At 48.7% G+C, this 26082-nt stretch carries 27 protein-coding genes and 1 tRNA gene; 21 read left to right on the top strand and 7 right to left on the bottom strand.

All coding sequences use genetic code 11. From position 1 onward, the window contains the following. Positions 1 to 65 precede the first annotated feature (65 nt). The 20 genes from G8759_RS10925 to G8759_RS10830 all read left to right on the top strand — a co-directional run bounded on the left by G8759_RS10925 (position 66) and on the right by G8759_RS10830 (position 19375). The gene (locus G8759_RS10925) at positions 66 to 521 is read left to right on the top strand and encodes a hypothetical protein (RefSeq protein ID WP_167207854.1); all 456 of its coding nucleotides are present in this window, start codon (positions 66 to 68) and stop codon (positions 519 to 521) included. A 120-nt stretch (positions 522 to 641) separates the two neighbouring features. Next, positions 642 to 1688, top strand: a complete 1047-nt coding sequence (locus tag G8759_RS10920) for a hypothetical protein (protein WP_167207852.1) — start codon at positions 642 to 644, stop codon at positions 1686 to 1688. Between the two features lie 28 nt (positions 1689 to 1716). Beyond that, positions 1717 to 2172, top strand: coding sequence for a hypothetical protein (locus tag G8759_RS10915; RefSeq protein WP_162386490.1), 456 nt, complete (start codon positions 1717 to 1719; stop codon positions 2170 to 2172). Positions 2173 to 2214: 42 nt separating this feature from the next. After that, on the top strand, positions 2215 to 3588 hold the full coding sequence (locus tag G8759_RS10910) for a type VI secretion system contractile sheath protein TssC (protein ID WP_167207850.1): 1374 nt from the start codon (positions 2215 to 2217) through the stop codon (positions 3586 to 3588). A 39-nt stretch (positions 3589 to 3627) separates the two neighbouring features. Beyond that, the gene (gene tssD / locus G8759_RS10905; RefSeq protein ID WP_167207848.1) at positions 3628 to 4020 is read left to right on the top strand and encodes a type VI secretion system tube protein TssD; all 393 of its coding nucleotides are present in this window, start codon (positions 3628 to 3630) and stop codon (positions 4018 to 4020) included. A 160-nt stretch (positions 4021 to 4180) separates the two neighbouring features. Beyond that, a complete protein-coding gene (locus G8759_RS10900; protein ID WP_167207846.1) occupies positions 4181 to 4579 on the top strand; it encodes a hypothetical protein in 399 nt (132 codons plus the stop codon). Between the two features lie 55 nt (positions 4580 to 4634). Then, a complete protein-coding gene (locus tag G8759_RS10895) occupies positions 4635 to 5315 on the top strand; it encodes a hypothetical protein (protein WP_167207844.1) in 681 nt (226 codons plus the stop codon). A gap of 60 nt (positions 5316 to 5375) precedes the next feature. After that, on the top strand, positions 5376 to 7247 hold the full coding sequence (locus tag G8759_RS10890; RefSeq protein WP_167207842.1) for a type VI secretion system Vgr family protein: 1872 nt from the start codon (positions 5376 to 5378) through the stop codon (positions 7245 to 7247). Between the two features lies 1 nt (position 7248). Next, complete coding sequence (locus G8759_RS10885) at positions 7249 to 7782, top strand: hypothetical protein (RefSeq protein ID WP_167207840.1); 534 nt, start codon at positions 7249 to 7251, stop codon at positions 7780 to 7782. A 5-nt stretch (positions 7783 to 7787) separates the two neighbouring features. Then, positions 7788 to 8210 (top strand): GPW/gp25 family protein, encoded by a 423-nt coding sequence (locus G8759_RS10880; protein ID WP_167207838.1) that lies wholly within the window; start codon positions 7788 to 7790, stop codon positions 8208 to 8210. Between the two features lie 10 nt (positions 8211 to 8220). After that, a complete protein-coding gene (locus G8759_RS10875) occupies positions 8221 to 10023 on the top strand; it encodes a type VI secretion system baseplate subunit TssF (protein ID WP_167207836.1) in 1803 nt (600 codons plus the stop codon). After that, complete coding sequence (locus G8759_RS10870) at positions 10024 to 10989, top strand: type VI secretion system baseplate subunit TssG (RefSeq protein WP_167207834.1); 966 nt, start codon at positions 10024 to 10026, stop codon at positions 10987 to 10989. A gap of 81 nt (positions 10990 to 11070) precedes the next feature. After that, complete coding sequence (locus tag G8759_RS10865) at positions 11071 to 11919, top strand: TssN family type VI secretion system protein (RefSeq protein ID WP_167207833.1); 849 nt, start codon at positions 11071 to 11073, stop codon at positions 11917 to 11919. 72 nt (positions 11920 to 11991) lie between these two features. Then, entirely contained in the window at positions 11992 to 13131 is a 1140-nt protein-coding gene (locus G8759_RS10860) for a hypothetical protein (protein ID WP_167207831.1), read from the top strand. 84 nt (positions 13132 to 13215) lie between these two features. After that, positions 13216 to 13515 (top strand): PAAR domain-containing protein, encoded by a 300-nt coding sequence (locus G8759_RS10855; RefSeq protein ID WP_167207829.1) that lies wholly within the window; start codon positions 13216 to 13218, stop codon positions 13513 to 13515. 100 nt (positions 13516 to 13615) lie between these two features. Further along, positions 13616 to 14116: a hypothetical protein gene (locus G8759_RS10850; RefSeq protein ID WP_167207827.1), complete on the top strand. Its 501-nt coding sequence runs from the start codon at positions 13616 to 13618 to the stop codon at positions 14114 to 14116. Positions 14117 to 14231: 115 nt separating this feature from the next. Then, on the top strand, positions 14232 to 15191 hold the full coding sequence (locus G8759_RS10845; RefSeq protein WP_167207825.1) for a hypothetical protein: 960 nt from the start codon (positions 14232 to 14234) through the stop codon (positions 15189 to 15191). Between the two features lie 45 nt (positions 15192 to 15236). Then, on the top strand, positions 15237 to 16769 hold the full coding sequence (locus G8759_RS10840; RefSeq protein WP_167207823.1) for a C1 family peptidase: 1533 nt from the start codon (positions 15237 to 15239) through the stop codon (positions 16767 to 16769). Between the two features lie 172 nt (positions 16770 to 16941). Continuing rightward, positions 16942 to 17754, top strand: a complete 813-nt coding sequence (locus G8759_RS10835; RefSeq protein ID WP_167207821.1) for a TerC family protein — start codon at positions 16942 to 16944, stop codon at positions 17752 to 17754. 82 nt (positions 17755 to 17836) lie between these two features. Next, entirely contained in the window at positions 17837 to 19375 is a 1539-nt protein-coding gene (locus G8759_RS10830; protein ID WP_167207819.1) for an NADH-quinone oxidoreductase subunit N, read from the top strand. Positions 19376 to 19389: 14 nt separating this feature from the next. Here G8759_RS10830 and G8759_RS10825 read toward each other — a convergent pair whose 3' ends face one another. The 5 genes from G8759_RS10825 to G8759_RS10805 form a co-directional block, all read right to left on the bottom strand. After that, a complete protein-coding gene (locus tag G8759_RS10825) occupies positions 19390 to 20022 on the bottom strand; it encodes an ABC transporter ATP-binding protein (protein WP_167207817.1) in 633 nt (210 codons plus the stop codon). A 98-nt stretch (positions 20023 to 20120) separates the two neighbouring features. After that, the gene (lpxA, locus tag G8759_RS10820; RefSeq protein ID WP_162386509.1) at positions 20121 to 20915 is read right to left on the bottom strand and encodes an acyl-ACP--UDP-N-acetylglucosamine O-acyltransferase; all 795 of its coding nucleotides are present in this window, start codon (positions 20913 to 20915) and stop codon (positions 20121 to 20123) included. 97 nt (positions 20916 to 21012) lie between these two features. Beyond that, positions 21013 to 22407 (bottom strand): bifunctional UDP-3-O-[3-hydroxymyristoyl] N-acetylglucosamine deacetylase/3-hydroxyacyl-ACP dehydratase, encoded by a 1395-nt coding sequence (locus G8759_RS10815; protein ID WP_167207815.1) that lies wholly within the window; start codon positions 22405 to 22407, stop codon positions 21013 to 21015. Positions 22408 to 22523: 116 nt separating this feature from the next. Beyond that, complete coding sequence (gene lpxD / locus G8759_RS10810) at positions 22524 to 23552, bottom strand: UDP-3-O-(3-hydroxymyristoyl)glucosamine N-acyltransferase (RefSeq protein ID WP_167207813.1); 1029 nt, start codon at positions 23550 to 23552, stop codon at positions 22524 to 22526. Between the two features lie 178 nt (positions 23553 to 23730). Then, positions 23731 to 24984: an HD domain-containing protein gene (locus G8759_RS10805; RefSeq protein ID WP_167207810.1), complete on the bottom strand. Its 1254-nt coding sequence runs from the start codon at positions 24982 to 24984 to the stop codon at positions 23731 to 23733. A gap of 127 nt (positions 24985 to 25111) precedes the next feature. Between G8759_RS10805 and G8759_RS10800 the strand changes: the two genes are divergently transcribed. Further along, positions 25112 to 25185: transfer RNA gene (locus G8759_RS10800), tRNA-Ile, on the top strand. A 156-nt stretch (positions 25186 to 25341) separates the two neighbouring features. On the opposite strand, the gene G8759_RS10795 is transcribed toward G8759_RS10800, so the two are convergent. Both G8759_RS10795 and G8759_RS35840 read right to left on the bottom strand, forming a co-directional pair. Further along, positions 25342 to 25803 (bottom strand): transposase, encoded by a 462-nt coding sequence (locus G8759_RS10795; RefSeq protein WP_232074207.1) that lies wholly within the window; start codon positions 25801 to 25803, stop codon positions 25342 to 25344. Beyond that, complete coding sequence (locus G8759_RS35840; RefSeq protein ID WP_232074206.1) at positions 25727 to 26035, bottom strand: transposase; 309 nt, start codon at positions 26033 to 26035, stop codon at positions 25727 to 25729. Before G8759_RS35840 ends, G8759_RS10795 begins: the two co-directional genes overlap by 77 nt. Positions 26036 to 26082: the final 47 nt, after the last annotated feature.

Here is a 26082-nt window from a genome sequence, read left to right as displayed (position 1 = left end):
GTTTCCCCGACTAATTGAATTGCGACCAAGCTGACAAAACGAACAATCGAACGCAAACGTAAAAAATGGGTGTCAATAAAGTAATCGTACAGTACGCAGCCAATAAAGTGGGGCACCGCGATGGCGATGGACAGTGCTGGACATTGGCTGAGAAAGCGCTTAAAAACGCGCACGCCAAAACATCGAATGATATTATGGGTGCCGACGGAGTGAGTTCAGACGCCGATTACGTCTGGGGTACAGAGACAACGCTGGCCAACCTTCAACCGGGCGACATTATCCAGTTCAACTATTACACCATGCACATCGACAATGCGGATGGAAGCTGGCGAGAAGAAAGCCGGGGTGAGCCAAGGCATACCGCCATAGTAGCTTCGGTAGGTGCTGGCGGGAAAGTAGTTGTTTATGAACAGAATATACCGGATGGAGGGCCGGTCAAAAAATCAACCCTCTATTTTAAGAATAGCGACAGTGTTACCCTTGGCGGGAGTTGGTGGTTTTACAGGCCAATACCCAAATAAAGCCAAACAAGACCGTTTACTCAGTTGGCCGTTTCTCGAATTACCGAATATTGCGACCAACGAAATACGACGTTTCGCGTTCGGAAGTCCAATTATAAGACAACGTTACTGGTTAGGATCATGGCACATTTCTTTGATGCGACAACAACCGCTCCATTAGTCGACTGCCCCCTTCAGGTAGGGCAAAAAAAAACGGTGGGCCTTTTTGGTGGTGATTTCTTCGGAAATGATCTGGGGGTTATCATTGATCAGAGTCTGGTGAAAATGCAGGAAAAAAAGCCGGGAAAAAATTTCCGCTATTTTGAGTTAACCGGCCTAAAACCCGGCGATGCTATCCTCCATGCCTATGCGGGCCTGTTCGATTATGCACTCCCGATTGGGGTGAAGGTGACAAAAAAAATGTCAACTCCGCAGGGAAAATTAGTGCAACGGCAGGCCATTGTCAATGAAGCCCGTAGTCATGCCGGGAAGGCCCATTACCTGTGGGGGGCAGCGGGCAATTCGCCCGGACTGTCGGATGGCGCTAAGTACCGCCCTTCGATCGTAAAAATGCAGGCCGACTCCTTTGATACGAAAAAACCATCTGTTCAGACTGCCTACACCGATATTGGCGGGCGGAATACCTGTGCTGGCTCGTCGAATACAGTTATACAGCTGACTACACAAGCCACTAATGATTATCTCGCGTTACGTAAACAGGTCGGTGATATGCCCTTGCCACTGATTAACGTGACACCCCGGCTTTATAAGTTCAATGGGGCAGTGAAGCCGATTGGCGTCAGCCACAACGGAATCGTGTGGGGCGGAGGGTGCGAGAATGTGAAACACTTCGACTGTATTGGCTTTGTTAATTATTGCTACAGTCTGTTTGTAGCCCAGAGCAAGTATCCCTTTGGGACCAGCATTGAGGAATTCATGACACGGCCAGCCAATTATGGCTTCGTTGCAGTAGCTGATTCCACCGATGTGCTCGATGCCGATATCATTGCTCAGTATAGCGAAAAGGGTGGCTGGCACCACATCGGCATGGTCTATATGGAAGGCAAAACGGCAAAAATCGTACAGGCCGATGATTCACCGATTGGCGTTACCGACACTGCCATATATCACGCAGCTCAACCCGGCGCCTGGACGAAACGAATCCGAATTATGGACAACATGCTTTAATCAAAAACTCTATAAAACCCCAGCATACATGGCAGTCAATAAACCCCAGATCGGGGGAGTTATTATCCCCGAAGAAACCAGCGAGGCTATCAAGTTCCTCCAGGAAAATAAAACGGCAATGGTTGGCAAATTTACGGCCGACTCCATGAGTCAGGCTCCTGTTGAAGGGGTACAGAAATTACAGGATGCTTTCGATACATTTCAACCGGAGGTCGATGTAACGCATGAGACCGAAGATGGCGAAGAAGTCAATGAAACGCTGTTTTTTCAGAATCTGACGGCTTTCAGCAAACAGGGCATCATTGACCAGAGCGCGTTTTTGCAGGCTCTTCAGTCGCAGGAAGACAATTACCAGAGCCTGATCAAACGGCTCATGTCGAACAAAGCCTTTCAAAAATTACTGGCCGATCCACAGGCGAAACAGGCGTTTATCGACGCCCTGAATGTGATGGCCAATGAGCTAGACGACGCCGACGCAAATTAATTTCCAATCATCCCCACTCATCGCATAAAACGCATTGCAACGATGGCAAAAGAAGAACAGAATCCGGAGAATGCGCCCTTGCTCAGAGAGCGCGTAGTTGAACAACAAAAGCCTACGCGTTCACTCACCGAAAGCGTTCAGCAACTGACCAAATTTGGCGGATTTGAGTTCATAAAAACGGTCGTAGACGGTACCGAAAATATGGACCCGTCTAAAAAAGCACGAAAGTCGATCTTTCTGACGGAGGAGGACAATAAACAGGACCGCAAAAAACTCAAAAAACGGCTTAGGGATTTTGCCGATTTACTGGCCGCACACGACAATGTAGCTGACATGATTGCCGAGGCCGAACAAAAGGCTGCTTCGGCCAGCAATACGCTGAAAAAGAATCTGGCTACGGTACTTACTCAAACCGAAGAGTTAGAGGCATCTTATCGGTCATTGTCGCTGTTTTTCGAGAACGCCGAGTCAGAAAAGGTCAAAAACTTAGTGTTGTTCGATGCAGGTAATGACATGACAACCGACGCCGATGGATTCAGCAATCCGACGGGCATTTTCGAACAGGTTGCGAAAGAACTGCGCGATGGTTACGACAAACTAGATCTCTCCGAAAACTACTCGTTGCTGGTATTACCGGGCTGGCTTAAGAAAAATGTCATTGTCGACAAATGGGCTTCGCTGGCGTATCAGAACAAGGTGATGATGCTGACCGACTATCGTCACCTGGATGACCCGGATAGCGTTGAAGCAACTTTCGAGCGCGACAAACTAACGGGAGCAGATCCGCATAAAGCCAACGTGATGATGCCGTGTAACTGGATCGTAGGTCGCGAAGCTTACACAGAACTGGGCCAGGAAGAACACCTGTATGTGTCGCCCGCTATGGCTCTGGCCGGAATGCTCTGGGGAGGGCACATTGCCCAGCCATCAGCCGGTGTACAGCATGGTAAGCTCAAAATGGCCAGTGGTGTCCGGTTCAGCATGCGTAAAGGTGAAATAGCCCAGTTGGAAGACAAAGGTCTGATTCCAATGGTCTATGAATACGGCCGGGTAATTCCATTTTCGGCCAAAACGCTCTTCAACGGTGACAACGTAGGCCTGCAAACCTACAGCGTTGTACGGGTATTCGACTGGATCGGAAAAGTATTTCAGGATTTTCTGAACCGTCGGACATTCGAGAATATCGACAACAAGATGATCGAAGAAATCAAAGGACAGGTGGCCAGTTTTTTAGCCACCATCCGGGGACCAGGCAAGATCATCGAAGACTTCAGCAATCTTGACATCCGTCGGCATCCAACCATTCCGACCCACGTCATTGTGAATGTGAAACTCAAACCATTCTTTCCAGCTAAAGTATTTGAAATCAACCTGACCGGAACCAAAGGTCAATGGGATGCCGACTTAAAACAATAAACCAAACCAATTTTTAATCACGTAAAACTAATTACGACAATGGCTCACAAGTCAACCCTCAAAATCGACGGTAAAGAGTTTGAAGTACTCTCCCTTTCTTACAGTTTTCACCAACACGTCAACCCTAACACGAACGAAACAACTTCGGAAGTATTTGGTGGCAACATCGATGTTTCGATTGAAACCCGCAATGCCGACGCCAAGATCATCGAACTGATGGTACTTCCTCATAAAGATGATGTAAGCGGAAGCATCGAGTTGAAAAACCAGAAGGGCGAAGAATTGCGTACCATCAAGTTCGATCACTCGGCCATTATTAACTTCAGCGAGTCGTTCAGTTTGTCGGGCAACGGCACAGGTACCCAAAGTTTCACGATCTGTTCACGCGATCTGGATGTGAATGGACAGAAGCTGAAGCTCCTGCGCGAATAAAGCATCTAGTAACTAAACCCAAAACCTATAAGGTCTCTAAGACCTTATAGGTTTATGCAAGTGAATGAAAACGTCAATACGTCCATATCGACCCCGACACACGCAGCTAATAGGCTCTGTTAGCCACTGTTTAGGCCTTTTCGTCATCCTGAACTTGCTTGTGGCAAGTGCATATTCAGCCTGTGCGGCCAAACCACCGGCAACCATTTTCGGCGAGTATGTCGGCTTCACAGACAAGAGCAAATCGAGAGGTCAATATTTACCGACTAAAAAAACAGATAAAATACAGATTTCCAGAAGCTCGACGGCCGATGCGAAGGTGACGATTTCGATGACGTTTGATAAAGGCCAGAGTTGCGAACTGGAAGGTGATGCCGTTTGGACCAACGGTCAGCTGACAGTAAAGGCCGATGGTCTCGATGAAGCCAAGCCCTGTCAGCTTGTGCTCCGAATCAACGGAGCGATAATAACCTTGCAGGACTCGGGCATGTATTGCCGGGAGGTGTATTGTGGAGCGCGTGGTACATTCGATAAAGCCCGCTTCCAAAAGAAGCCCTAATCTATTTTTTTAAAGTCAGGTCGGTCCTCGATCAACTAATCAGTTCATTACAGCTATGCACACCAGCGTTAATCAGTCATTTAGAGCATTCAATGAGCCGTTCGAAGGCGTTGTTCGGTTCATGTATCTTGATATTCTAGGATTAGTTACGGTGGGAGTTGGCAATCTCATCGACCCAATAAGTGCAGCTTTAAGCCTACCCTTTCAATATAAAAACAAGCCTGGTATTAAAACACCGGGCGCGCCTGCCGCGACGAATGTGATCGAAGCCGAATGGAAACTATTGAAAGGCAAACAGGAACTGGCAAAATTAGGCCATCGCGCCTGTGAGAAATTTACGAATCTTGAACTAAGTGACGATTCGATTAACAAACTGATTCAGAATCGACTACAGCAAAATGAAAGCTTCCTTAAAAGACAGAAGCCATTTAAGAATTTTGATAACTGGCCTGCCGATGCCCAGATGGGTATTTTAAGTATGGCCTGGGCAATGGGACCTGGTAATCTGCATAAGTGGACACTGTTTGCCGGGGCCTGCGAACGAATGGATTTCGATGTAGCCGCCGACAATTGCCGAATTCGGGAAGCGGGTAATCCTGGAGTGATTCCGCGCAACAAGGCAAACATTCATCTTTTTCAGAATGCAGCCGCTGTTTTAGCGGGCGAAGCCGATGGCTTCTATCAGATCAGCACCTTATATTATCCAGTCTGGGCTATGAAACCGATGGTATTTTAAGCCCGAAGTACCTGGATACTCAACATAATATAACCTGTTAATTACTACCCTTGATCGATTATGTCTTCAACCAACCAATATATTGCCGTAGCCGAAGTAACGATCAATGGCACTCCGCTGAAGCGGTTTAATAGCGTTCGGATCAGTCAGCGTTTTGACGGCCACCATGATTTTGAACTAAGCCTTTCGCCCGATATGCTCGATGGTGGAACGGCAGCGGTTAAGCTGAAAGAATTAGGGCAGAAATTTGTAGGCGAGTTAGCTACCATCAAGCTCAAACAGGGCGAAATGGACAAAGGGACGCTTAAATCTGAAAAACAAAATTTAACCTTCAAAGGCATTGTTACGGGCGTACAACTCTCCAAGGGGCAGTCGGCCACCCAATCTATTTTAATTAGTGGCAGTAGCCCCACGCTCTTGTTAAATGCAGGCCGTACGACCCGCTCGTTCGATGAGATGACCCCGAGTGCCATTGTCGAAAAGATCATATCCTCGCTGGGCCTAACCGTTACGGTTGCGGCCACCAGCAATCCCGTACTGCCTTACATTACGCAATACGAAGAAGACGACCTCCATTTTGTCCAGCGTCTGGCTGAAGCCTACGGTCAATGGTTCTTTTACGATGGGGAAAAGCTATACTATGGTAAAAAGTCTGCCGACACAGGCGTTACTCTTGTTCATGGCAGCAACTTCTTCGATATGGAGTATAGTCTGCGCGTGGCTCCCATGAAGATGACCGCGAAATACTATGACTTCTCCACTGATCAATTTTTATCAGCCGAAGTAACGAGCAATGATGTTGATGGTTTACAGGAATTTGCCAAACTGGTCCGTGACAAATCCAGTGCCTTATTTAAAGATAACCCAGTTGAACTGGCCTACCAGAACCACCAGAAAGACAACACACTGAAAGATGTTGCCAAACTCAAAATCAGCGAAATTTCCAACAAATTAGCAGTGCTACAAGGGCGAACCTCCGAAATGCAGCTGAAAATCGGTGGTACGGTCAAAGTGAAAGATGAGATTTATGGCGTCAGTGATGCCCGTCAGGGAGCGCAGTTGCAGGAAACTGTTGACTATGGCACGTTTCTGATTACGCGTCTAAGCCATTATCTCGATTCAAGAGGTATTTATCAGGCTAATTTTGAGGCTATTCCGCAGGATGTTGATTTTCCGCCCGTCGATTACAAGATCAGTTCGCCTAGTGCTCCCCCACAGCCTGCCATTGTGAAACGCGTAGACGACGAGGAAAGCCTGGGGCGCGTGAAGGTACAGTTTGCCTGGCAACAGGATAGTAGCCAGACAACCCCCTGGGTTCGTGTCGCCCAGCCAATGGCCTATAAAGATCAGGGTGTCTATTTTATTCCCGAAATTGACGAAGTTGTATTCGTTGATTTTGAGATGGGCAATCCCGATCTACCGTTTGTGAGGGGCAGTATGTTTCACGGCGATAAAACACCGGGCCCACTGTTCGACAAAGACAACAACATCAAAGGCATTATTACCCGAAGTGGTAACCACATCCTGATCAATGACGAATCGGGCAAGGAGAGCATTAAAATTTACAACAAGGATCAGAAAAACACCATCGAACTGCTGCTCGACGGCGGAACAACAATCAACATAAAAAGCGAGGGCAATATCAACATCGAGGCCAAAGACACAATTACGATGAAGGCCAAAACGATTGATATGACTGCCGATCAGGAATGGAAAGTAAAAGCGGGCAAATCTGAGATTAACAACGATCAGGGCATGAAAATCAATGCGAATGCCAAGGTCGAAGTGGCGGGTCAGGCTGGCGTAAAAGTAGAAGGGGCAACGATTGATATAGAAGCCCAGGCAAAAGCATCGATCAAAGCCAATGCCCAGCTGGCGTTGGAAAGTAGTGGCCAGGCATCGTTGAAAGGAACAATTGTCATGATCAACTAATATGGCCGACTCCAGAACGACTGATAAGGAAACCGGTATGGTGACCGCCAATGAGGTACTGATGAAAGCGTATAAAAGCCGCTTCAACGAGGCCTTACCACCGAACAGTGAAAACTGCTCAGGCTTCCTCAAGTCGTTAGGCCAGGAAATGGGCTTTTATGTGCCTAATCTGCGAGCCGATGGTATCCTTGCGTATTTGGAAATGATGACGGTCAATAACAACTATGTTTCTTTATGGCAAAAGCTCGGCGTAGGGAAAGAAGGGTTAAGCAAAGCGATCAGTTATGCCCAGCAGGGACGGCTGATCATTGCGGCAACCAATAGCGTCGACTACGGCCAGAGCGAAGGCCATGTTGCCGTTGTGTTGTCGAAGCGGATCGGCCCGCACAATGCTCCCCTGATTTTCGGAGGAAGTACAATAGCTGGTCCCCGATCGCCCGGCACTAAAACAATTCGGATGGTCTGGAATATGCGAAAGCTCCATGTCATACACTTTTTTATGCATCGAACGATTTATCTGGGACTTTACGAATAAAGCCAATGCCAGCCGACTATTACGCCATACCACCCTCATTCGGTTCGCTGGTTAAACGCGAGCCACTCGACAAACTGCCGCTCGATGAATCCGTGCGACAGAACATTGCGCTCTACCTGTCGACCCGGCCCGGCGAATATCACTTCGATTCAGCCTATGGCTGTATTATTCACAACTACGAATTCCAGGAACTCAACGAAACACCCAGTAAAGACCAGATCAAACGCTCCATTGAAGACTATCTGCGTAAGTTCGACAAACGTATCGAGCCAGAGCGGGTGGCGATTGAAGTTGCCGATGTAGAAGAAAAAATAGATGGCCGTAATCCGCGTATCTGCCGATATGTGCAGATCGTGGTTCGCTGCCGATTGACCCAAACCCGTGAAATGCTACCCGAAATGAAGTTTCGGGTTGTGCGCTATTCATAAATCCATTACTATGACTCCGCAACGCCAACGATCTCGCGAGGCCATTCGCAGCGAAATGATTCAGGAAGTAGCCCGGCTCTGGAGTTATGACGAGTCTGATATGGCCGTCGAGAGCTTCGACCCGTTGGTCGGTATGCTACTGGGTGCGTTTGCCACCGGGATCGAAGGGCTACACCACGAATTGCAGAACTCGCGCAGTCGCATCGTGCAACGGCTCGCCACCCTACTCACGCCCGATGTGATGACCGGCCCGCAACCGGCTCATGCGATCATGCGGACGCACGTCATCGACCCTTCGTTTGAGGTACTGCCAACACATCCTTTTTCGTGTAGTGTAGGTGGTCGGGAGATTCATTTTTCGGCGGCCGGATCGTTCCCGCTCTTCAACGCCAAAATCAAAACCGTTGTCGTTCAGAATAAAATAAAGGAATACGGTCCATCGGCTAAAGAATCGTTTATGAACCAGATTCTGCCCGGCAACCAATGCTGGGTTGGGCTGACCGTTGACCCCGATCTTGATTCGTTCGAAAACCTGCTCCTATTTTTCGACTGGCGTAACGACCCGCTTCGTTCCGTACACCTCGATCAGGTGGCTGACATCCGGTTGTATCTGGGCCAGACGGAGATTAGCGCGACACCCGGCTTACCCGAGAGTTATCTGCTCAGTGACAATTCACTGTCCAGTCAGCTTCACGAGCATACCCGCCGGTATTATGGTCGACATTTTCTGTCGGTCAGCAGTATCTCAAAAAAAACGGAACAGCCGCTTTCGTTAGCTGAATACCGCCAGAAATGTCCCGCAGAATTAAGTCAGGGTTTGACTGCCGAAGAATCTGCCAAATTTTTCTCACAGGAGTTAGTCTGGCTAAAATTACAATTCCCGGAAAGCCTCTCCGACGAAGTTACCTACCGAACGCAAATTGACGTCAATGCCTTTCCGGTCGTGAATCGCAAACTATGCGTTGATCCGCACGATCTGCGCCCGTTGTTCAACGTTTTCCCGGTTCGACTTGAAGCGCAGGAGTCATTTCTCGAAATGATCGATCTCGAAACGAATAACGGGCAGAAAATCAGTCAGGCCCAGCAAATTACCCGCGATGCCCAGAATCAGTATGTACTGCGTCAGGGTGGTATTACACGCTTCGACGAACGCGATGGATATGATATTGTATCGTACCTGATTACCCTGTTGCGCGATGAAAGTGCCATGTTTATGGCCTTAGGACGGAGTGAACTGGAAAGTGAAGTCGAGGAGATTAGGAAACGGCTCGAAAAAATCAACACCGCCATTGGAGAAGGCAATGAGCAAAATACCTTTCTGACCGTAAAAACGACCGAAAAAACCGGACGACTAACCGTGAAATTCTGGAGTACGAAAGGCGATCTGGCCAACCGGATTCCCTTCGGAACCAAACTTAGCAAAGATCGCAGCCAGATCGTTTTTTCGGACGACGAAACCGTGTTATTGACCACCTCGACTGGTGGCAAACAACGGCTGAAACCGGACGAAAACCTACCCGCTTTCCGGCAGGCTTTGCTTACCCGAGGGCGGGTCGTAACGATCGAAGATATAAAAGCCGTTTGCTTTGCTGAACTCGGCGATAAGCTAAGTGGTGTTCGGGTAACCAAAGGGCTTTCAACCGGGGCCATGAAAACACAGGGATTAACGCGGACTATTGATGTCATCTTGATGCCTAATCCGGCCAAACCGGTAACGGCAGAGCAATGGGAGGATTATTGCCATCGTCTAAAACATCTTATTGAACAACAGTCGTTTGCAGCGATGCCTTACCGGGTTATGCTGAAAAAGTAAATGGCACAAACAACCGAGATAGAATCATTACTGAATCAGGCGGCTACCCGGCGGCTACGATTCGAGAATGTTGTCAACGAATTGCTGGACGATGGACTGATTGCCAAAGATGAACTGGTGATTAGCCCCGAACGAACATCGGCCTACAATTTCGAACGCGACATTCAGGAAATCCGTGACCGATCCAATGATCTGCACGAAAGACTCTGGCAAATCGAGATTCCGCGCGACGGGTTCTATGATACATTGCCGGAGCGTATGTTTCATCGGGCCAAAAAGCGTACCAAAGACGAAGACGAATGGGCCGAAATACGGCAACAGGAAGAGAAACAGGAACAGGAATCGCGGGAGTTTTTTTTACCTTTCGATAGCGAGTTCAATCATCAGCGAGCGGCCATTGCCCGGTTTGAAACCCGAACGCTGGCCGGCGATGATGAATTACTCGTTTCCGAATTATTGAAGCTGGTAGCCCCCGATGCCGAAACGTTTTCACTGACTAATCAGCAGAAACTGACCCTGTTTCTGCTGATTAGTCAGGCGTATCAGGTTGTCGGTAACTGGGAGCTGACTGCCTATTATTTCAGTAGTTTTTTACAGGCACCCGTTCAGATTCGATACGGGAGGCAGGTGGTTGCCGTAAACAGGCCAGCAGGCTCAGCAAGCAGCTGGCAGCCAAATCGGCTGGGCGACGGTCGACTTGGGCTAGACTGGGTATTGCCTCAACCAGCTATGCTGGACGATGGAGGCCTTATCCGGTTAACCATTGGCCCATTGACAGACAGTCAATTGCATGGTTTTTTACCGGGCGGCAGTGGTATAAAGCATGTTCAGTTGCTGGCCGGTTATTTATTTCCGGTCGATGCCGACTGGCGAATGGATATACTGACCGATGCGGTAAACGAAGCCTTTATGCTATCGGCAAGTGGTACTGCCGGGCGGCTGGGTTTAACCTCAACGCTGAGTTGACCAGCCATTCACTCAACCCTGGTTTGCAAAAATGAACGAAGAAACGACTAACAAATTGACTCAAAGGAACCCACATAATCGATGAAAACAGACGTTATACTGACCGTTTCACTTTACGTCGTTATGGCGATCTTATGCCTGATCGGCCTGTTTATGCGGCATTCGGCGAAAGATGTGTTTACGAAAAAACTGCTGATGTATTCAGTGGGAGCTATTGCGATTGCTGCCGCTCTGGGCGCAACTTTTGCCCGTTCAGAATCACTCGTAACCGTATTCTACTGGCTCGAAGGCCTTGCCTTGATGCTGGGCATTGCTCATGTATTGATTTCCAGAAAGCTGTTTCCGTTTCAGGCAACTGGTGGGTTCTGGTCTGAACTATTGTTTACGGGGGCCATCCTGTTTTTGATCGCAGGGGCATTTACCGGACTATTTCAGGGTCTTCAACGATCTGACCGGTTTCTGCCCGCCCTGGCTTCGGGTCTGTTGCCGTTTTTACTACCGCTGCTATTTCTGTATGCCTACATGGCCTGGTTAGCCATTCCGCCCAGAATTTACCGAAAGTGGTTCTATCCGATCGACCGGGCCGTACCGCTTATTGAGCTTAACGATACGGTTCGGCTTAATTTCCGCGTAGCCAAAGCGCCTGACGTTACAGAACTGGCCACTTACACCGTCAAAGCACCCATCGACCGTACGCTCCATGATCTATTCCACTATATGATTTATTCGCACAATGCTGAAGAGAATCCGGAACAACCCATTCTGTATTATGAGCAAAACCACGAAGGAAGCTTACTGGGATGGGTTTTTTATAAAGAGTCGTTTGGCGGTTTATCGAAACAGTTTCTGGATCCGGCACTAACACTAACCCGAAATGGAATAAAAGCCAACGACGTTATCATCGCCCGAAGTTTTGTCAGTACTGAATAAAGTAATCAGGCAATTGAGTACCTTAAACCTGCCTGATCAATCATTTACCCAATTCTCAGAAAAACCCAATCTATGTTACCTGAACTCTCACACTGGCCAGTCAACTGGGCCGATGGAATGAAAATAACCCGGTCGCATTTGCTGGGCAACGACAACGCCTTTCGCGATGCGGTTCGGGATGCAGGGGGCATGTTGCTGAGCCCGTTAACGTACGGTTTATTACCACCATCGCCCGGCAAAGACAGTCCACTGGCCATAATCTGCGATGGCCATGAGATGGTTTTGAGTGTTTGTCGGGCCGTAACACCCGGTGGAGCAAGAATTGAACTGGATGCATCTCAACCGCCCCTGCGTCTGGCCCTGAGCGCTGCTCGTGATGAGTGGATACGGTTAGGGCAGTCGACGGGTTATGCCGTTGTCGAAGTAAATCCGTTCGAGCCGCAGCCCTGGGGACAGCCAGATCCTGAAGAAGTTCCGTTGCGTTATCCATTCACAACGCCCGGCTATCGGTTGGGGGCGGTTCCACAATCGGCGCTGGCCAGTCCACTATCGGCCGCTTTTCATATGCCGGTTGGGCGGCTACTGCTCGCCAATGGTGTGTTTAGCCTGGCACCTGACTATATACCTCCCTGCCGGATGGTGGGTGTACTGCCAGCTATGCAACAGCACTATCTGACGATTGGTAGCCGGATGGGTGAAATTGCAGGATTTGCGACGGCCATTATCGTGCGTGTACGCACCAACGCCCGTTCAGGACAACAGAATTTGCTGGCTACCACCATCGGCTATCTGGCAGAATCTACCGTACGAACTATCGCTGACAATCTGGATGCTTTCCAGTTGCGGGGTGCTTATGAGTCGCCGGTGTTCGTTGCAGAATTCGGGATGCGGTTTGCCCGCGCCATGACGCTGATGATCCGCAGCACGCCCGATCGAGAGAAAGAGGCTATGTTCAATTACTTCAAAAACTGGTGCGGTATCAGTCCTGTACAATTCGAATCAGCCATGCAGGAAGTGCTGGATATGGAGTATGCTCATGCCGATTGCCAACCGGTACTGGCTTCCATCATTCGGCTATGCGACGTCGTGATTGCGCTTTATGGGAAGTTAAGCCAGTTGAATTACGTCGAGAAGGATAAAGATGAATTTTTTGTGGATCGGCAGGATGCTCCTGCCAAACCCAGCCCTAAGCCTAGTTTTTGGGGTCGGTAAACTAGTTTACAGTCACCGATTGAGTGCTTTGGATTACTGGAATATAGAAACCCAAAGCACTCAATTATTAAACAAAAGTCAAGTATGGGACAGCCAGCTGCCCGCGTGGGCGATATGCACGTTTGCCCGATGGTTACACCGGGCGTTCCACCCATTCCGCACGTGGGGGGACCTATTTTACCACCCGGTGCCGTAACGGTTCTGATTGGTGGACAACCAGCCGCCTGTGTGGGCGATATGTGTGTCTGCGTTGGCCCACCTGATAGCATCATCCTGGGTTCCATGACGGTCCTGATTGGTGGAAAGCCAGCCGCTCGAATGGGTGATTCGACGGTCCACGGTGGCACGATTACGTTGGGGATGCCAACGGTATTGATTGGCTGATACGGCGCTCCGTCAATTCGTCAAGGGTTAACAGCTTCTGAAGAATTGACAGAGTACGTTCAGCATCTTAAAAATCCAAAGTCCAGTATCCATAATAACCATGAATGCATCTTTTATAAAATTTCTGTTGGTAACACTTTTCCTGGGCGGAGGTATCGGAGCTATTTTTTATGCACTGAGCGGGCAGGGACCGTCAGATGGTAAGGGCACTTCCGTAGCGCAGGAAGAGCAATTTCTGAGCGATGTCCGGCAAGCCGACAGTTTACACATAAAACTCAAAAAAACCGACCCTACCGAGCAGGCCAGTGAGTTCTCTACCTTGCGATTCAAGCAAGAAGAAGCCATCGGCCGTATGGAAACGGGCTATAAAGCCGATACTGTTTTTCGGTCGCTCTCGCAGGTAACAGGCCGAAATTACAGCAAACTATTGGGTACAGTAGCGCTGCAAGCCTCTGATCGCCAGACGAAAGCCGAAACAAAAGATCAACTGGTGGATCAGGTCGCTACGTTAAAAACGGAAGTTCAAAGTCTGGAAACCCAATTAATGCTCAAACAATCGAGTCTGGAAAATCTGCGCACCATCAAAGCCACCCAACCGTAATTTCTATGTAGGAAGCGCATGAGAAGGTTAACGTAAAAGGATCAGACAATCATGAGCGTCCTGCCTGATCTCTTTATCCGTAATTCCAGTATGTACTTCCCGCCTTACACACTCTATGAAGCCACTTAATCAAGTTGAACGAACGAAACGGTGGGGCCAATTCATCGGCCTATATGCCACTCTACTCCTACTAACGGCATTGAGCTGGTGGTTATCGCTGGCCTTGATTCCGCGATTAACCAGCGTACAGCAAAATCAAACCATGCAGGAATTGATGGCTTATCGGAAACAACTCACCGGAACGGACAAAATGCTGACCGACATCGAACAGGGCGCTCCGCTGACCGATAACTGGCTTAGAACGTTCTATGCCAATGCCAGTGCTTTGGATCAGCAATTTCCGAAACCCTTATTTATGGCTACCACCAACAGCTACCGCCAGTTGGCCGGCGAGTACGAGAATGCCCGGAAGATAGGTGACGAAGGCGTTCAATTGCTGAATTCGCAAAAAATTCAACTAGAAGCAAAAAAAGCCGCACTACTGGCCGCCATGGCGGCTACCGGTAAAGAATTGAAAGAAATTGCCGCAGCGCCGAAACCAGGCGGAGCTAAACCAGCTCCTGCCGCACCGGCAGGCCCAGTCATTAATCCAGGGCTGTATGGTCCATTTAAACCATTGCTCATTTCAGGAACTGGCGAATTTGGCAAAAATCAACCTGAGATCAACGCTTCCGTCCAATTCATGATTGTCCGCGAGCATCAGGTAGTACTGGCCGTATACTTTGAAACCGGCGGTGCCGAAGCCGGCACATTGGCCAAAGTGACCGAACGAAAAGAGCTTTATACCGCTCCTCCCGGGTTTAAAATCGTCGGATTATCGGTGCCGGAGCGGACACCGTGGCGGATCAATTATGTCGATAAAAACACAAAGGAAGATCAGTTTGCTATTGCTGAAGGGTTAATGACCCTATTGATAAATGGTAATACGACCGGGCTCGATATTGGAGCAACGGGTGGAAGTGCGCTGTCAATTCAACTAAAAAAACAGATTAAAGTCGAGTTAGAAAAAGAATGAGTTTAACGTAGCCAGCTTAGGCTAGTTACTTACCTTACTACTCCCATGAAAGCAAACACATCATTGAAACGATACGGGATTGCCGTTTTCGTTCTGGCAACACTGACCACTCAGGCACAGGATAAACCGGTACGTAAATATGCTGGTGGAATGCGTCTGAATCGAACGCGCTCGCTGACAGTCATGACCAAAGCCCCGCTGGCAACACGCAGTTTTGCAAACCTGCCCGCCCAGGTGTCCTACGAACAGTTCTGCCCGAGTGTTGGCGACCAGGGAAAACAGGAAACATCAGTTGCTTTTGCGACAGCCTATTACCTGCGAACAATCATGGAGGGAAAGGAGAAGAACCTCACCCAAAAGCCACAGATTGACGAAGCCCGCTTTTCGCCGACCTTTGTTTATGATAAAATCCGGGACCCGAAAGACGTGAATTGCCAGGGAGGTGGTACCATCGAAGAAGCCCTGGATGTATTGAAAGTCGATGGTGTGCCTAAGTTGCGCACGTTAACGTATCCACTTTGTAATCAGGCCATTCCACCAACGGCAGCTAAAGAAGCCTCTCAATTCCGGATTGGCGATTATCAGCAGTTATTTACCGAACAGACCGAGTCGGCTCAGAAAGTACTGGCGGTAAAGAAAGCACTGGCCGAAGGTAATCCGGTTGTAGCAGGCATTGGTGCGCCTTTGTCGTTCGAAGAAGCGCGTACTGTTTGGGAACCGGCACCGAACGAAAAAGCCACGGATATTCTGTATAATCAGGCCATCTGCGTAATCGGCTACAGTGATAAACAATATGGTGGTGCTTTCCGGATCGTCAATAGCTGGAATACCGGCTGGGGCGAAAAAGGGTTCTGCTGGATTCCATATACGTACTTCGGAAAATTTGTTCTGAATGCGTTTCAGGTTTACGAAGCGGTTCAGGAAGCGGGTAATCGCCCTGGAACGGTAGTGCTGACGAGCACCAGCAAGGGAAATAAGGAAGCCGAAATTCGGCCGGGCGACGATGTGCGTCGAGGCTCCGCAGAGCTTAAGCTGAACGATGGTTCAGTCATGGAAGTAACCCGTCAGGCCACGCGCGACCTGAAAGTTGTCTCCGACGAGTCGGCTCCTACCGACATTCGACCCTACCGCATGGCTAAAGCCTACGATTCAGGAACTCGGTTCAAGTTCTATCTGAACAATTCTGAAAACGCGTATGTCTATGCCCTTACGACACAAAAAGACGGTGAAATTGAAAAGCTGTTCCCGGCAGACGAACTGACCAGTCCATTGCTGGGGCCCAACACAACCATTGCTTATCCGTCGGAAAACAGTTCGATCGTGATGGAAAAGCATAAGGGCAACAAATCAGACTATCTCTTGATTCTATTTGCAAAGCGCCCACTAAATATGGACGGTTTCATCAAAACACTTGACCGCAAAAAGGGTCCACTCGATAAACGCGTGGCCGATGTGCTGGGCGACCAGCTGGTCAAACAGGACCAGATCCGCTATCGCGACAATCAGGTCGGGTTCGAGGTTAAGCCCGGCGTTACGGGTAATGTTGTTCCGCTAATTATTGAATTACAATACAAGTAGTTAGGCGTAACGGGGTAATCAGGTCACTAAGCTCATTACCCCGTTTGCCCATTTCCTGCTCACCAATCACCCCTATTTAACAACCTTTCGTACGGTTTGGCGTTCATTCCTGAACAAGTTATTGCAGACACGGCTTGCAGCCGGTATTTTTGGGCTGTACTTTTGTTCAACCATGACCGATCTCTTCTCTGCCGAATCGATTGTCAGTTTACTGACCCTGACATTTCTGGAAATTGTCCTGGGAATCGATAACATCATTTTCATTTCTATTGCCGCTAATAAACTGGCCCGTCAGGATCAGGCCAAAGCGCGCAACATCGGATTAGCGCTGGCAATGGCCTTCCGATTGATATTATTGCTTGGCATTTCATTTGTGATTTCGCTCAGCAAGCCTTTTACTCACATTGACGCAGGTTGGTTCCAGGCTGCTTTCACGGGCCAGAGCCTGATTCTGTTTGCGGGTGGGTTGTTTCTGCTGTATAAAGCGACTTCCGAAATTCACCACAAGCTGGAAGGGGGTGAGCACGAAGAAACCGAAGGAGGTGCCAAAGGAAAATCAACTGTGGCCAGTGTGGTCACTCAGATTGCCATTACCAATATTGTTTTCTCGATCGATTCCATTCTGACAGCCATCGGTTTGACCCAAAATGTTGCGATCATGATGATTGCCGTTGTGCTTTCTATTCTGATCATGATGTTTTTTGCGGGGCCGGTCGGTAAGTTCGTCAACGACCACCCCACGATTCAGATGCTGGGGCTGGCATTCCTGATCATGATTGGCTTTATGCTCGTAGCTGAAGGCGCGCACCTCTCTGAAGTCGTCATTTTCAATCAGGAAGTTGGTACCGTGCCGAAGGGCTACCTCTATTTTGCGATCGCGTTCTCACTGCTAGTAGAATTTCTCAACATTCGTCTTCGGAAAAAGCAGGACCCTATTCAACTGCACGGCTACGAAGAAGAAGCGCATCGCGAGGGTATGATTTAATTTGAATCGATAGGCATCAGGCGTTTCAGGCGAGAAAACCCTGCTGACAACTGACGCCTATCGATCAACAACTTTAGTTATTTTGTCTCTCACCGACCAGCTTAACGACATTCTGACAAGTCTTGGCGGCTTCGGGCCTATGGCCTGGTTGTCGGCGGCTTTTTGCGGACTATTAATCACTGAACTTATTCTGATACGGTCAACGTCGCGGTTTAAAACGCGGTATTGGCTGGCTGGCCTAAGCATTTCCTCGATCCTACTCGCTGGCGTATGGACGGTGCTATCGCCCACACGAGGTTTTTTGTTTATGCATCTGCTGTTTGTCGATAACCAGGCTATTTACTTCCAGGTGGTCATTGCTTTAGCAGGTGTATTTGTCCTGTTGTATGAATTATTGACCACCCCTCCCTCTCAAGTTCATCAGCAGAAAGAAGGTTTCCTGCCTTTCGAATGGTATTCGATTCTGGTGGCCATGACATTGGGGCTGTTTCTAATGACTGTATCGGTGAACCTGCTCAGTATTTATCTGAGTATCGAACTGGTTTCCATCTGCTCGTACCTGCTTACGGCCTTCACTGCCGACCGGAAAGCGTCGGAGGGTGGCATTAAATACTTGCTATTCGGGTCTGTTAGCTCAGCCGTCATGCTCTATGGGATGTCGTTGCTGTATGGTATGACAGGAACCCTCGATCTTACGGCCGAAACGTTCGGTATCGAACTCGCCAGTCAGGATGCGGCCGTTGCTACCGTTGCCATCTTACTCACCCTGGCTGGCTTACTGTTTAAATTAGCCGGTGTTCCGTTTCACGTATGGACACCCGACGCTTATGAGGCCGCTCCTGTTCCTGTAGCCGCGTTTTTCTCCGTTGCCCCCAAAGTAGCCGCTGTATTGGTTCTGATGCGGATCGTAACGGCCCTTCCCGTCGGCTCATCGATAGCGCAAACATTAACCGGGACTACGACAATTTCCCTGCAAACCCCACTGGCTGTGCTGGCGCTGGCCGGTATTCTGATCGGAAATCTATCGGCCCTTCGCCAGACAGATGCCAAGCGACTACTCGCCTATTCCACGATTGCCCATGCTGGTTTCCTGCTAGTAGGTGTTGTGGCCTTAACGGAAGCAGGATTTGAGGCCGTCCTGTTTTATGCCGGAACGTATCTGTTCATTTCGCTGGCGGCTTTCTTTCTTATCGATTTGCTGGCTCGTGCCAATGGTACAGACCTAACGATTAGCCAGTTCGCTGGTCTCGGCCCGAAATTTCCGCTCCTGTCGGTTGCTCTGACGGTCGTTATGCTTGCGCTAACAGGATTGCCGCCAACCGTTGGTTTTACAGCTAAACTCCTGGCATTCTCGGCACTTTTCGATGCCTACCAGCATACCAGCGATAACTGGCTATTGGCACTTTTCGTGCTGGGCTTGCTAAATGCGTTGATTTCGCTGGTTTATTACTTAAAAATTCCCTTTCTGCTCTTCTTCCGACCAGCTCTCGCTTCATCGGAGCAACCATCAACTAGAAAGGTAGTGAAACCGGCGGTCTGGCTGGCGGTGGGGCTGGTCGTGCCAATCATTGTGCTTTTCTTAAAGCCAGACTGGTTACTGCAATTTTTGACAGGATGGTAGTGGATCAGGCCAACTCATTTCCACTGCATGACATCCAGAATATTCGGACAGAAATCATATTCATCTGGTTGATTGGAGCCAATAAGCAGAAGTTGGGGAGAATGATTGGCTGGTCCAGTAAGTTGTAATACCTGCTCTTTATACCAGGCCGCGCCCTGTCGATCCAGATTGGACGTTGGTTCATCGAGAATAACGACCGGGGATTCAGAGAAAAAAGCCAGACCGAGTTTAACGCGCTGTTTCATACCCGATGAAAAATACTTGATCTCTTTATGACGGGCATGAGTCAGCATTAATCGTTCGGCAACCAGCTCGGGCGTAAGTCCGGCTTTAAAAGGCTTGAACGTCTGGTGAAATGTCAATAACTCATCAAGAGAAAGCTCTTCAACCAGTTCGAGATAAGGAGCCGCAATGCTCACCTGCCTGAACCAATCATCGGGGTCAATTACCTTATCCTGCCGGCTATATATCAATTTACCCTCCGTAGCAGGCAAGTTGCCTGCAAGCAGTTGTAACAACGTTGACTTTCCACTGCCATTTGGGCCGACGAATGTGTAACTTGTTCCGGCAGTGAGGGTTAGGTCAACCCGGCGAAAGATCCACTCTTTCCGGTATTTTTTCCCTAACTGCTCAGCTCTGATTACCATAAACGAATTTTGTATAAATGGCTAGTATAAATGGATACGGTAAAATGACGTTTCTCACCTTGTCATTTTACCGTATCCATTTATACTAGCCATTAACTCTACTCCCGATCTCCGTTTGTTGAGGGGCCTTTCATAATACCTCGTTCCGAACTGCGGATAAAATTCACAATTTCATCGCGCTCGTCGGATGGCGGTAACTCCAGCTCAATCTGCGTTAAAGCCTCAGCATTATTCAGCCCACGCAGATAGATATAGCGGTAAATTTCCTGAATCTGATTAATCTTGTCGTTATCGAAACCACGACGACGGAGCCCAATCGAATTGATTCCTGTATAAGAGAGTGGTTCACGAGCTGCCTTTGTGAAAGGGGGAACATCTTTTCGAACCAGCGACCCGCCCGAAATCATGGCATGAGCGCCGATCTTAACCCACTGATGCACCGAGCTTGACCCGCCAATAATGGCCCAGTCGCCCATATGGACATGGCCGGCCATCTGTACGTTGTTAATAATCAGGCAATGATTTCCGATACGGCAATCGTGCGCTACGTGTGCATAAGCCATGACGAGACAATTGGCACCGATTTCGGTTTTCCAGTGCTCTTCGGTACCCCGGCTGATGGTGGCATACTCCCGAATGGTCGTATTATCACCGATGAATGTCCGGGTGTATTCGTTATTGAATTTTAAATCCTGGGGTGTTGATGAAATAACAGCACCCGGATAAATCTTACAGTTACGGCCAATACGTGCACCCTCGTTAATAACGGCGTGCGAACCAATCCACGTTCCTTCGGCAATTTCAACGTCTTTGTGAATGATGGCAAACGGCTCAATCACCACGTTCTGCGCAATCTTCGCTTCAGGGTGAATATAGGCTAATGGTTGAATCATATTTTCAGTTCAAATAGCTTTCAATTGTCAATTTACAGTTGCCTGAGAACTAGCAGCGCCGTCGGCTACCTGTAAATCGAAAACTGAAAACTGAAAACTATTTCTTTTTGACAAGACTGGCAATCATATCGGCTTCGCAAACGAGATTGGTGTTCACATAACCACGTCCTTGCATTTTTACGATTCCCCGCTTCATTGGTGACGTAAATTCACATCTAAAGATTACGGTATCCCCTGGCAAAACGTTGCGACGGAAACGGCAATTCTCTATCCCGATCAGGTAAGGCCAGTAGTTTTCAGGATCAGGCACTGTGCTAAGAACCAGAATACCCCCCGTTTGCGCCATTGATTCGAGTTGCATTACACCCGGCATTACCGGGTTGCCCGGAAAATGACCAGGGAAGAATGGCTCATTCATTGTCACGTTCTTGATACCAACTACGCTGTTTTCATCCAGCGCAATAATCTTATCGATCATCTGGAATGGGTACCGGTGCGGCAATAACTGCGATATACGATTGATGTCCAGAACAGGTGGCTGCTTGGGATCGTAATGGGGTACTTGATTAGCAGCGTTTTTCTGGATGAGTTTCTTGATTTTTTTGGCAAAAGCGACATTAGCCGCGTGCCCAGGGCGAGCCGCCAGAATCTGCGCTTTGATAGGCCGACCAATCAGAGCCAGATCGCCAACCACATCCAGCAGTTTGTGGCGAGCCATTTCGTTCGGGTAATGTAACTGCGTGTTATTCAGAATACCCTCCCGTCGATTCACGCTAACCTTAGGTTTGTGAAGCAGATCGGCCAGGTAGTCCAGTTCGCCATCTTCAACATCGCGATCTACAATAACAATGGCATTGGTCAGGTCGCCCCCTTTGATCAGATTCTGTTTGTATAAGGCTTCCAGTTCGTGCAGAAACACAAATGTTCGGGAGCTGGCAATCTGTTCGGGAAACTGGCCAATGTCGTTCAGGTAAGCATGCTGGCTACTGATCACCCGCGAATTATAATCAACCATCACCGTCAGTCGGTAATCATTGAGCGGAAGCGCAGCCAGTTCAATATCTTTTTCTGAGTTCTTATAATGAACGTACTCATTGACTTCGAAGTAGTTACGCGTTGCGTTCTGTTCTTCGATTCCAGCCTCCTGAAGTGCATTGATAAATTGAATCGACGAACCATCCATAATTGGTGGCTCTGGCCCATCCAGTTGAATCAGCACATTGTCTAGCTGTAAACCGACCAATGCAGCCAGTGTATGTTCGACTGTATGAATCCGCGCTCCACTCTGTTCAATGGTCGTGCCACGTGACAGGTCGACTACATTATCGACATCGGCATCTACGATAGGCTGCCCAGGCAAGTCAATGCGTTGAAATTTATAGCCGTGATTAGTCGGTGCGGGAAGGAATGTCATCGTAGCCGAAACGCCCGTATGCAAGCCTACACCTGATACCGAAACGGCTTTTTGAATCGTCTGTTGTTTGGTATTCATTCTTATCCAGTTCTCAGCTTTCAGTTCTCAGTTTTCAGTTGACTGACTGCCCCGGCAGACCGGAGCGTTTTACTGAACCCTGAAAACTCCAAACCGCACCGGCGGCCCGGTGTAAACTATTTTTCTGTTTTCTTTTCCAAATCAGTCAGTCGTCGTTCCAGGTCTGGTAATCGCCTGAAAACGGCCAGTGAACGCATGCTTTCTTTTAGTCCAAAAGCGGGAGAACTGTTGAGGGCTGTCCCTTCTTCATACACATTTTTACCGACGCCCGACTGTGCACCCACTTTAGTACCATTGGCAATAGTGAGGTGACCGGCAAAGCCCACCTGACCGGCAATTGTACAATTTTCGCCGATTTTCGTCGAGCCAGAAATGCCAGTTTGCGCGGCTATTACCGTGTTTTTACCAATTTCAACATTGTGGCCAATCTGGATCAGGTTATCTAGTTTAACCCCTTGTCGGATAATGGTCGACCCCATTGTGGCACAGTCTATTGTGGTATTGGAACCCACATTGACAAAGTCCTCCAGAATGACATTGCCAAGTTGCGGGATAGTCTTATACGTACCATCGGGCTGGGGAGCAAAGCCAAATCCTTCACTACCGATTACTGCGTTTGGATGAATAACGCAATACTGCCCGATAATGCAATTGTCCAGTATGCGAGCGCCAGTATGAATAATTGTGTTATCGCCAATGCGGACATTATCGCCGATATAAGCATGGGGATAAATCTTAACGTTGTGTCCAATGCGGCAGTTTCGCCCAACGTAAGAAAACGCTCCCCGGTAAACCTGTTCACCAAACTGAGCCCCATCACCGGCAAATGCGGGCTGCTCTACGCCAACGCGCGCAAAGCTCATTCGCTGGTGATACTCTTCAAGGAGACGCGTGAAGGCCGAGTACGAATTTTCGACAAAGATAAGCGCTGCCTCAACGGGTTTCCGAGGCTGAAACGAACGATCAACAATCACCGCCGATGCCTGCGTTGTGTAGAGATGCGGTTCGTATTTGAGGTTCGACAAAAACGAAATATCGCCGGGTCGGCCTTCCTCTATTTTAGCTAATTTAGTAATGGCCAGTGTATCATTCCCGGCTACCTCACCTCCCAGTAACGTGGCAATCTGCTTGACTGTAAACTCCATATGCGTATGACGACCATCGCAAAACAGTCGCTTATGCCGACTATTTTGGGCGCTAAGGTAGGTAACAAATTGCACTTTTCGGATAAAATCCCCGGAAATAGTGTTGTGTGGTTGGGTAATTGGTGGATTCGGCAAATTGACGATAGCATGAACGGTCGTAAACTCCCCGGTTATCAGCTCATTTACCTACCCAGTTATCTATTTTCAGTTCTTTCGCCCAGCAAACATAGTATCGGCGTACAATATTGGTTAACACCCGAATATTTGACAGATCAGACGCATCGGCAATATCAATTACCTTTCCGGATTTAAGCTTTATGTTAATCCGGTCGCCGGAGGGCAGATAAGCCGCATTGGTTGCCTGGCCCTCAACCAGAAAATACGATAGCTCTTCGTCTGGCAAACCCAATTGACGCAACTGCTCTTCGAGTTCATTGAGCAGTTCGCCCGCAAACGGTTCGGTTGAGAGCATAATTTTGAACAGGCGCCGATCGAGCAGCATCTGGCAAAGTGCCGACAACACTGAATCGTTGTGCAAGGCCCATTGTTTAACGCATCCCCAGACATCGTAATCATCTAGTTGGGTGAAGGCTTCTATATAAGCCGGTCTTGCCAGAAAAGCATCAAGCGAAACGCTTTCGCGTAGGAACAACATAAACGCCTGGGGCGCAAAAACATGTTCGCCCTGCCGGATAAGAAACCGGGCCCGACGCAGAATCTGAATCAGCATTGATTCGCAGCAAATGGACGTTTTGTGCAGATAAACCTGCCAGTACATCAACCGTCGGGCGTTCAGAAAATTTTCGACGCTCAAAATCCCCTTAGCCTCTACGACCAGTTGATCATCAACCAGATCGAGCATCTTTATAATCCGCTCGGCTCCAATGGCTCCTTCGGCTACACCCGTATAATAACCGTCGCGGTTGAGGTAGTCCATACGGTCCATATCGAGCTGACTTGAAATCAGTTGGTGGAAAAATGGGCGCTCGTACGTTCCTTCAAACATGCTGATGGCCATTGTCAATCGGCCATTAAACTGCCGATTCAGTTCATGCATGAGCAGCAGCGAAATTTTCTCATGGTGTACGTCGTCGAGCAGACAACATTCCAGCACATGTGAAAACGGCCCATGACCAATATCGTGAAGCAGAATAGCGATCTGTGCGGCCTCACATTCATCGTCGGACAAGTAATGACCTTTTCCTCTGAGTGTTTGGGTAGCCTGGCCCATTAAGTGCATGGCGCCCAGAGCGTGGTGAAAACGTGTATGCAGCGCCCCCGGATACACATATTCCGACAATCCTAACTGTTTAATCCGGCGCAATCGCTGGAAAAACGGATGCTCTACCAAATCGAACAACAAGTCGGTTGGGATGCTAATGAATCCATAAACCGGATCATTGAGAATTTTCTTCTTGTTATGCGCTGACATTCAGCAAAGATAGGCAGATGAGCGAACAGGATTGACAGGATTTTTTAACCATAATTAGCAACATACTGCAATTCTGTCGAAAAAATCGTAAATTTGCACCGCTGAATCTGAGCAATCAATCAGCAACGGGCTTGTAACTCAGTCGGTTAGAGTGCCTGACTCATAATCAGTAAGTCGCAGGTTCGAGCCCTGCCTGGCCCACCTGATAATCAACCACTTAGCTTTTCAACTAAGTGGTTTTTTATTTTAATTGCAATACATTTTTGGCAATTAGGAATGAAGATATCCTCCTTAAATTAAGAACTGTAAGATAATAACGGCACCAATGGGTTCTTTAACTAAGAACGTGTTGGGGAATTAAGTTTGGCAATGCCCTTCAATACGTTGTAACATGATCTGGCTGTTGGCCAAATATAGCCAACTGACCGACGAAGAGATGGTATGCTCGTAATCCTTAACGATCCGCCGGAAATGATTCGTCCAGGCAAGGCTGCGCTCCACTACCCATCGTTTTGCCACCGGCACAAAACCACGCGCTGATTCAGGTCGGGAGGCTTTTTCAACATCGATACTCCAGTTGGCCAGTTCACTCGCAAAGACCCCATTGTAGGCTTGGTCGCCAAAAATCTTTTCCAGCCGTTCGTCTGCTCGCCAAAGTATCGACACAATAAGCTGTTTAGCGAGCGGACCATCGGCTTGATTGGCCGCATTTACCTCCGCAAGCCAGAGTCGGCCCTGAGTATCAACGACGAAGGTCCGTTGACGCCTGTTGACACCCGTTGACACGTTTGTGTGGGTCAGTACCCCGGTAGCTGTCAATCCGTGGCCCTAGCTTAATTGATTGGGAATCAATACATAGTGCCAAGGGGCAGGCTTCGCGATTGGCGTTGAGTCGATCCAGTTGATTTAAGGCAGCATTCATTTGCACAAAGGTGCCCTTGGCTTTCCACTGCTCGAAGTAATAGTAAACGGCCTGCCAATGGGGCCAGTCAGGGGGAAGATTGCGCCACTGACATCCTGTGCGTAGCAGCCATAAAATCGCATCTACCATTTGCCCAAGATCATGGTTGCGCTTGCGCTGGAGCCGGGTGGATTTCT

Origin of the sequence: Spirosoma aureum, from assembly GCF_011604685.1 — a bacterium.
GTDB classification, from domain to species: Bacteria; Bacteroidota; Bacteroidia; order Cytophagales; family Spirosomataceae; genus Spirosoma; species Spirosoma aureum.
This window is presented reverse-complemented; position numbering and strand designations above follow the sequence as displayed.

Excerpts from the sequence above, each read along its gene's own strand:
- lpxA (WP_162386509.1), bottom strand. The coding sequence starts at position 20,915 with ATGATTCAACCATTAGCCTATATTCACCCTGAAGCGAAGATTGCGCAG.
- G8759_RS10925 (WP_167207854.1), top strand. The coding sequence starts at position 66 with ATGGGTGTCAATAAAGTAATCGTACAGTACGCAGCCAATAAAGTGGGG.
- G8759_RS10875 (WP_167207836.1), top strand. The coding sequence starts at position 8,221 with ATGACTCCGCAACGCCAACGATCTCGCGAGGCCATTCGCAGCGAAATG.
- G8759_RS10855 (WP_167207829.1), top strand. The coding sequence starts at position 13,216 with ATGGGACAGCCAGCTGCCCGCGTGGGCGATATGCACGTTTGCCCGATG.
- G8759_RS10840 (WP_167207823.1), top strand. The coding sequence starts at position 15,237 with ATGAAAGCAAACACATCATTGAAACGATACGGGATTGCCGTTTTCGTT.
- G8759_RS10885 (WP_167207840.1), top strand. The coding sequence starts at position 7,249 with ATGGCCGACTCCAGAACGACTGATAAGGAAACCGGTATGGTGACCGCC.
- tssD (WP_167207848.1), top strand. The coding sequence starts at position 3,628 with ATGGCTCACAAGTCAACCCTCAAAATCGACGGTAAAGAGTTTGAAGTA.
- G8759_RS10890 (WP_167207842.1), top strand. The coding sequence starts at position 5,376 with ATGTCTTCAACCAACCAATATATTGCCGTAGCCGAAGTAACGATCAAT.
- G8759_RS10815 (WP_167207815.1), bottom strand. The coding sequence starts at position 22,407 with ATGAATACCAAACAACAGACGATTCAAAAAGCCGTTTCGGTATCAGGT.
- G8759_RS10920 (WP_167207852.1), top strand. The coding sequence starts at position 642 with ATGGCACATTTCTTTGATGCGACAACAACCGCTCCATTAGTCGACTGC.
- G8759_RS10880 (WP_167207838.1), top strand. The coding sequence starts at position 7,788 with ATGCCAGCCGACTATTACGCCATACCACCCTCATTCGGTTCGCTGGTT.
- G8759_RS10865 (WP_167207833.1), top strand. The coding sequence starts at position 11,071 with ATGAAAACAGACGTTATACTGACCGTTTCACTTTACGTCGTTATGGCG.
- G8759_RS10860 (WP_167207831.1), top strand. The coding sequence starts at position 11,992 with ATGTTACCTGAACTCTCACACTGGCCAGTCAACTGGGCCGATGGAATG.
- G8759_RS10910 (WP_167207850.1), top strand. The coding sequence starts at position 2,215 with ATGGCAAAAGAAGAACAGAATCCGGAGAATGCGCCCTTGCTCAGAGAG.
- G8759_RS10845 (WP_167207825.1), top strand. The coding sequence starts at position 14,232 with ATGAAGCCACTTAATCAAGTTGAACGAACGAAACGGTGGGGCCAATTC.
- G8759_RS10825 (WP_167207817.1), bottom strand. The coding sequence starts at position 20,022 with ATGGTAATCAGAGCTGAGCAGTTAGGGAAAAAATACCGGAAAGAGTGG.
- G8759_RS10870 (WP_167207834.1), top strand. The coding sequence starts at position 10,024 with ATGGCACAAACAACCGAGATAGAATCATTACTGAATCAGGCGGCTACC.
- lpxD (WP_167207813.1), bottom strand. The coding sequence starts at position 23,552 with ATGGAGTTTACAGTCAAGCAGATTGCCACGTTACTGGGAGGTGAGGTA.
- G8759_RS10850 (WP_167207827.1), top strand. The coding sequence starts at position 13,616 with ATGAATGCATCTTTTATAAAATTTCTGTTGGTAACACTTTTCCTGGGC.
- G8759_RS10805 (WP_167207810.1), bottom strand. The coding sequence starts at position 24,984 with ATGTCAGCGCATAACAAGAAGAAAATTCTCAATGATCCGGTTTATGGA.
- G8759_RS10835 (WP_167207821.1), top strand. The coding sequence starts at position 16,942 with ATGACCGATCTCTTCTCTGCCGAATCGATTGTCAGTTTACTGACCCTG.
- G8759_RS10895 (WP_167207844.1), top strand. The coding sequence starts at position 4,635 with ATGCACACCAGCGTTAATCAGTCATTTAGAGCATTCAATGAGCCGTTC.
- G8759_RS35840 (WP_232074206.1), bottom strand. The coding sequence starts at position 26,035 with ATGGTAGATGCGATTTTATGGCTGCTACGCACAGGATGTCAGTGGCGC.
- G8759_RS10915 (WP_162386490.1), top strand. The coding sequence starts at position 1,717 with ATGGCAGTCAATAAACCCCAGATCGGGGGAGTTATTATCCCCGAAGAA.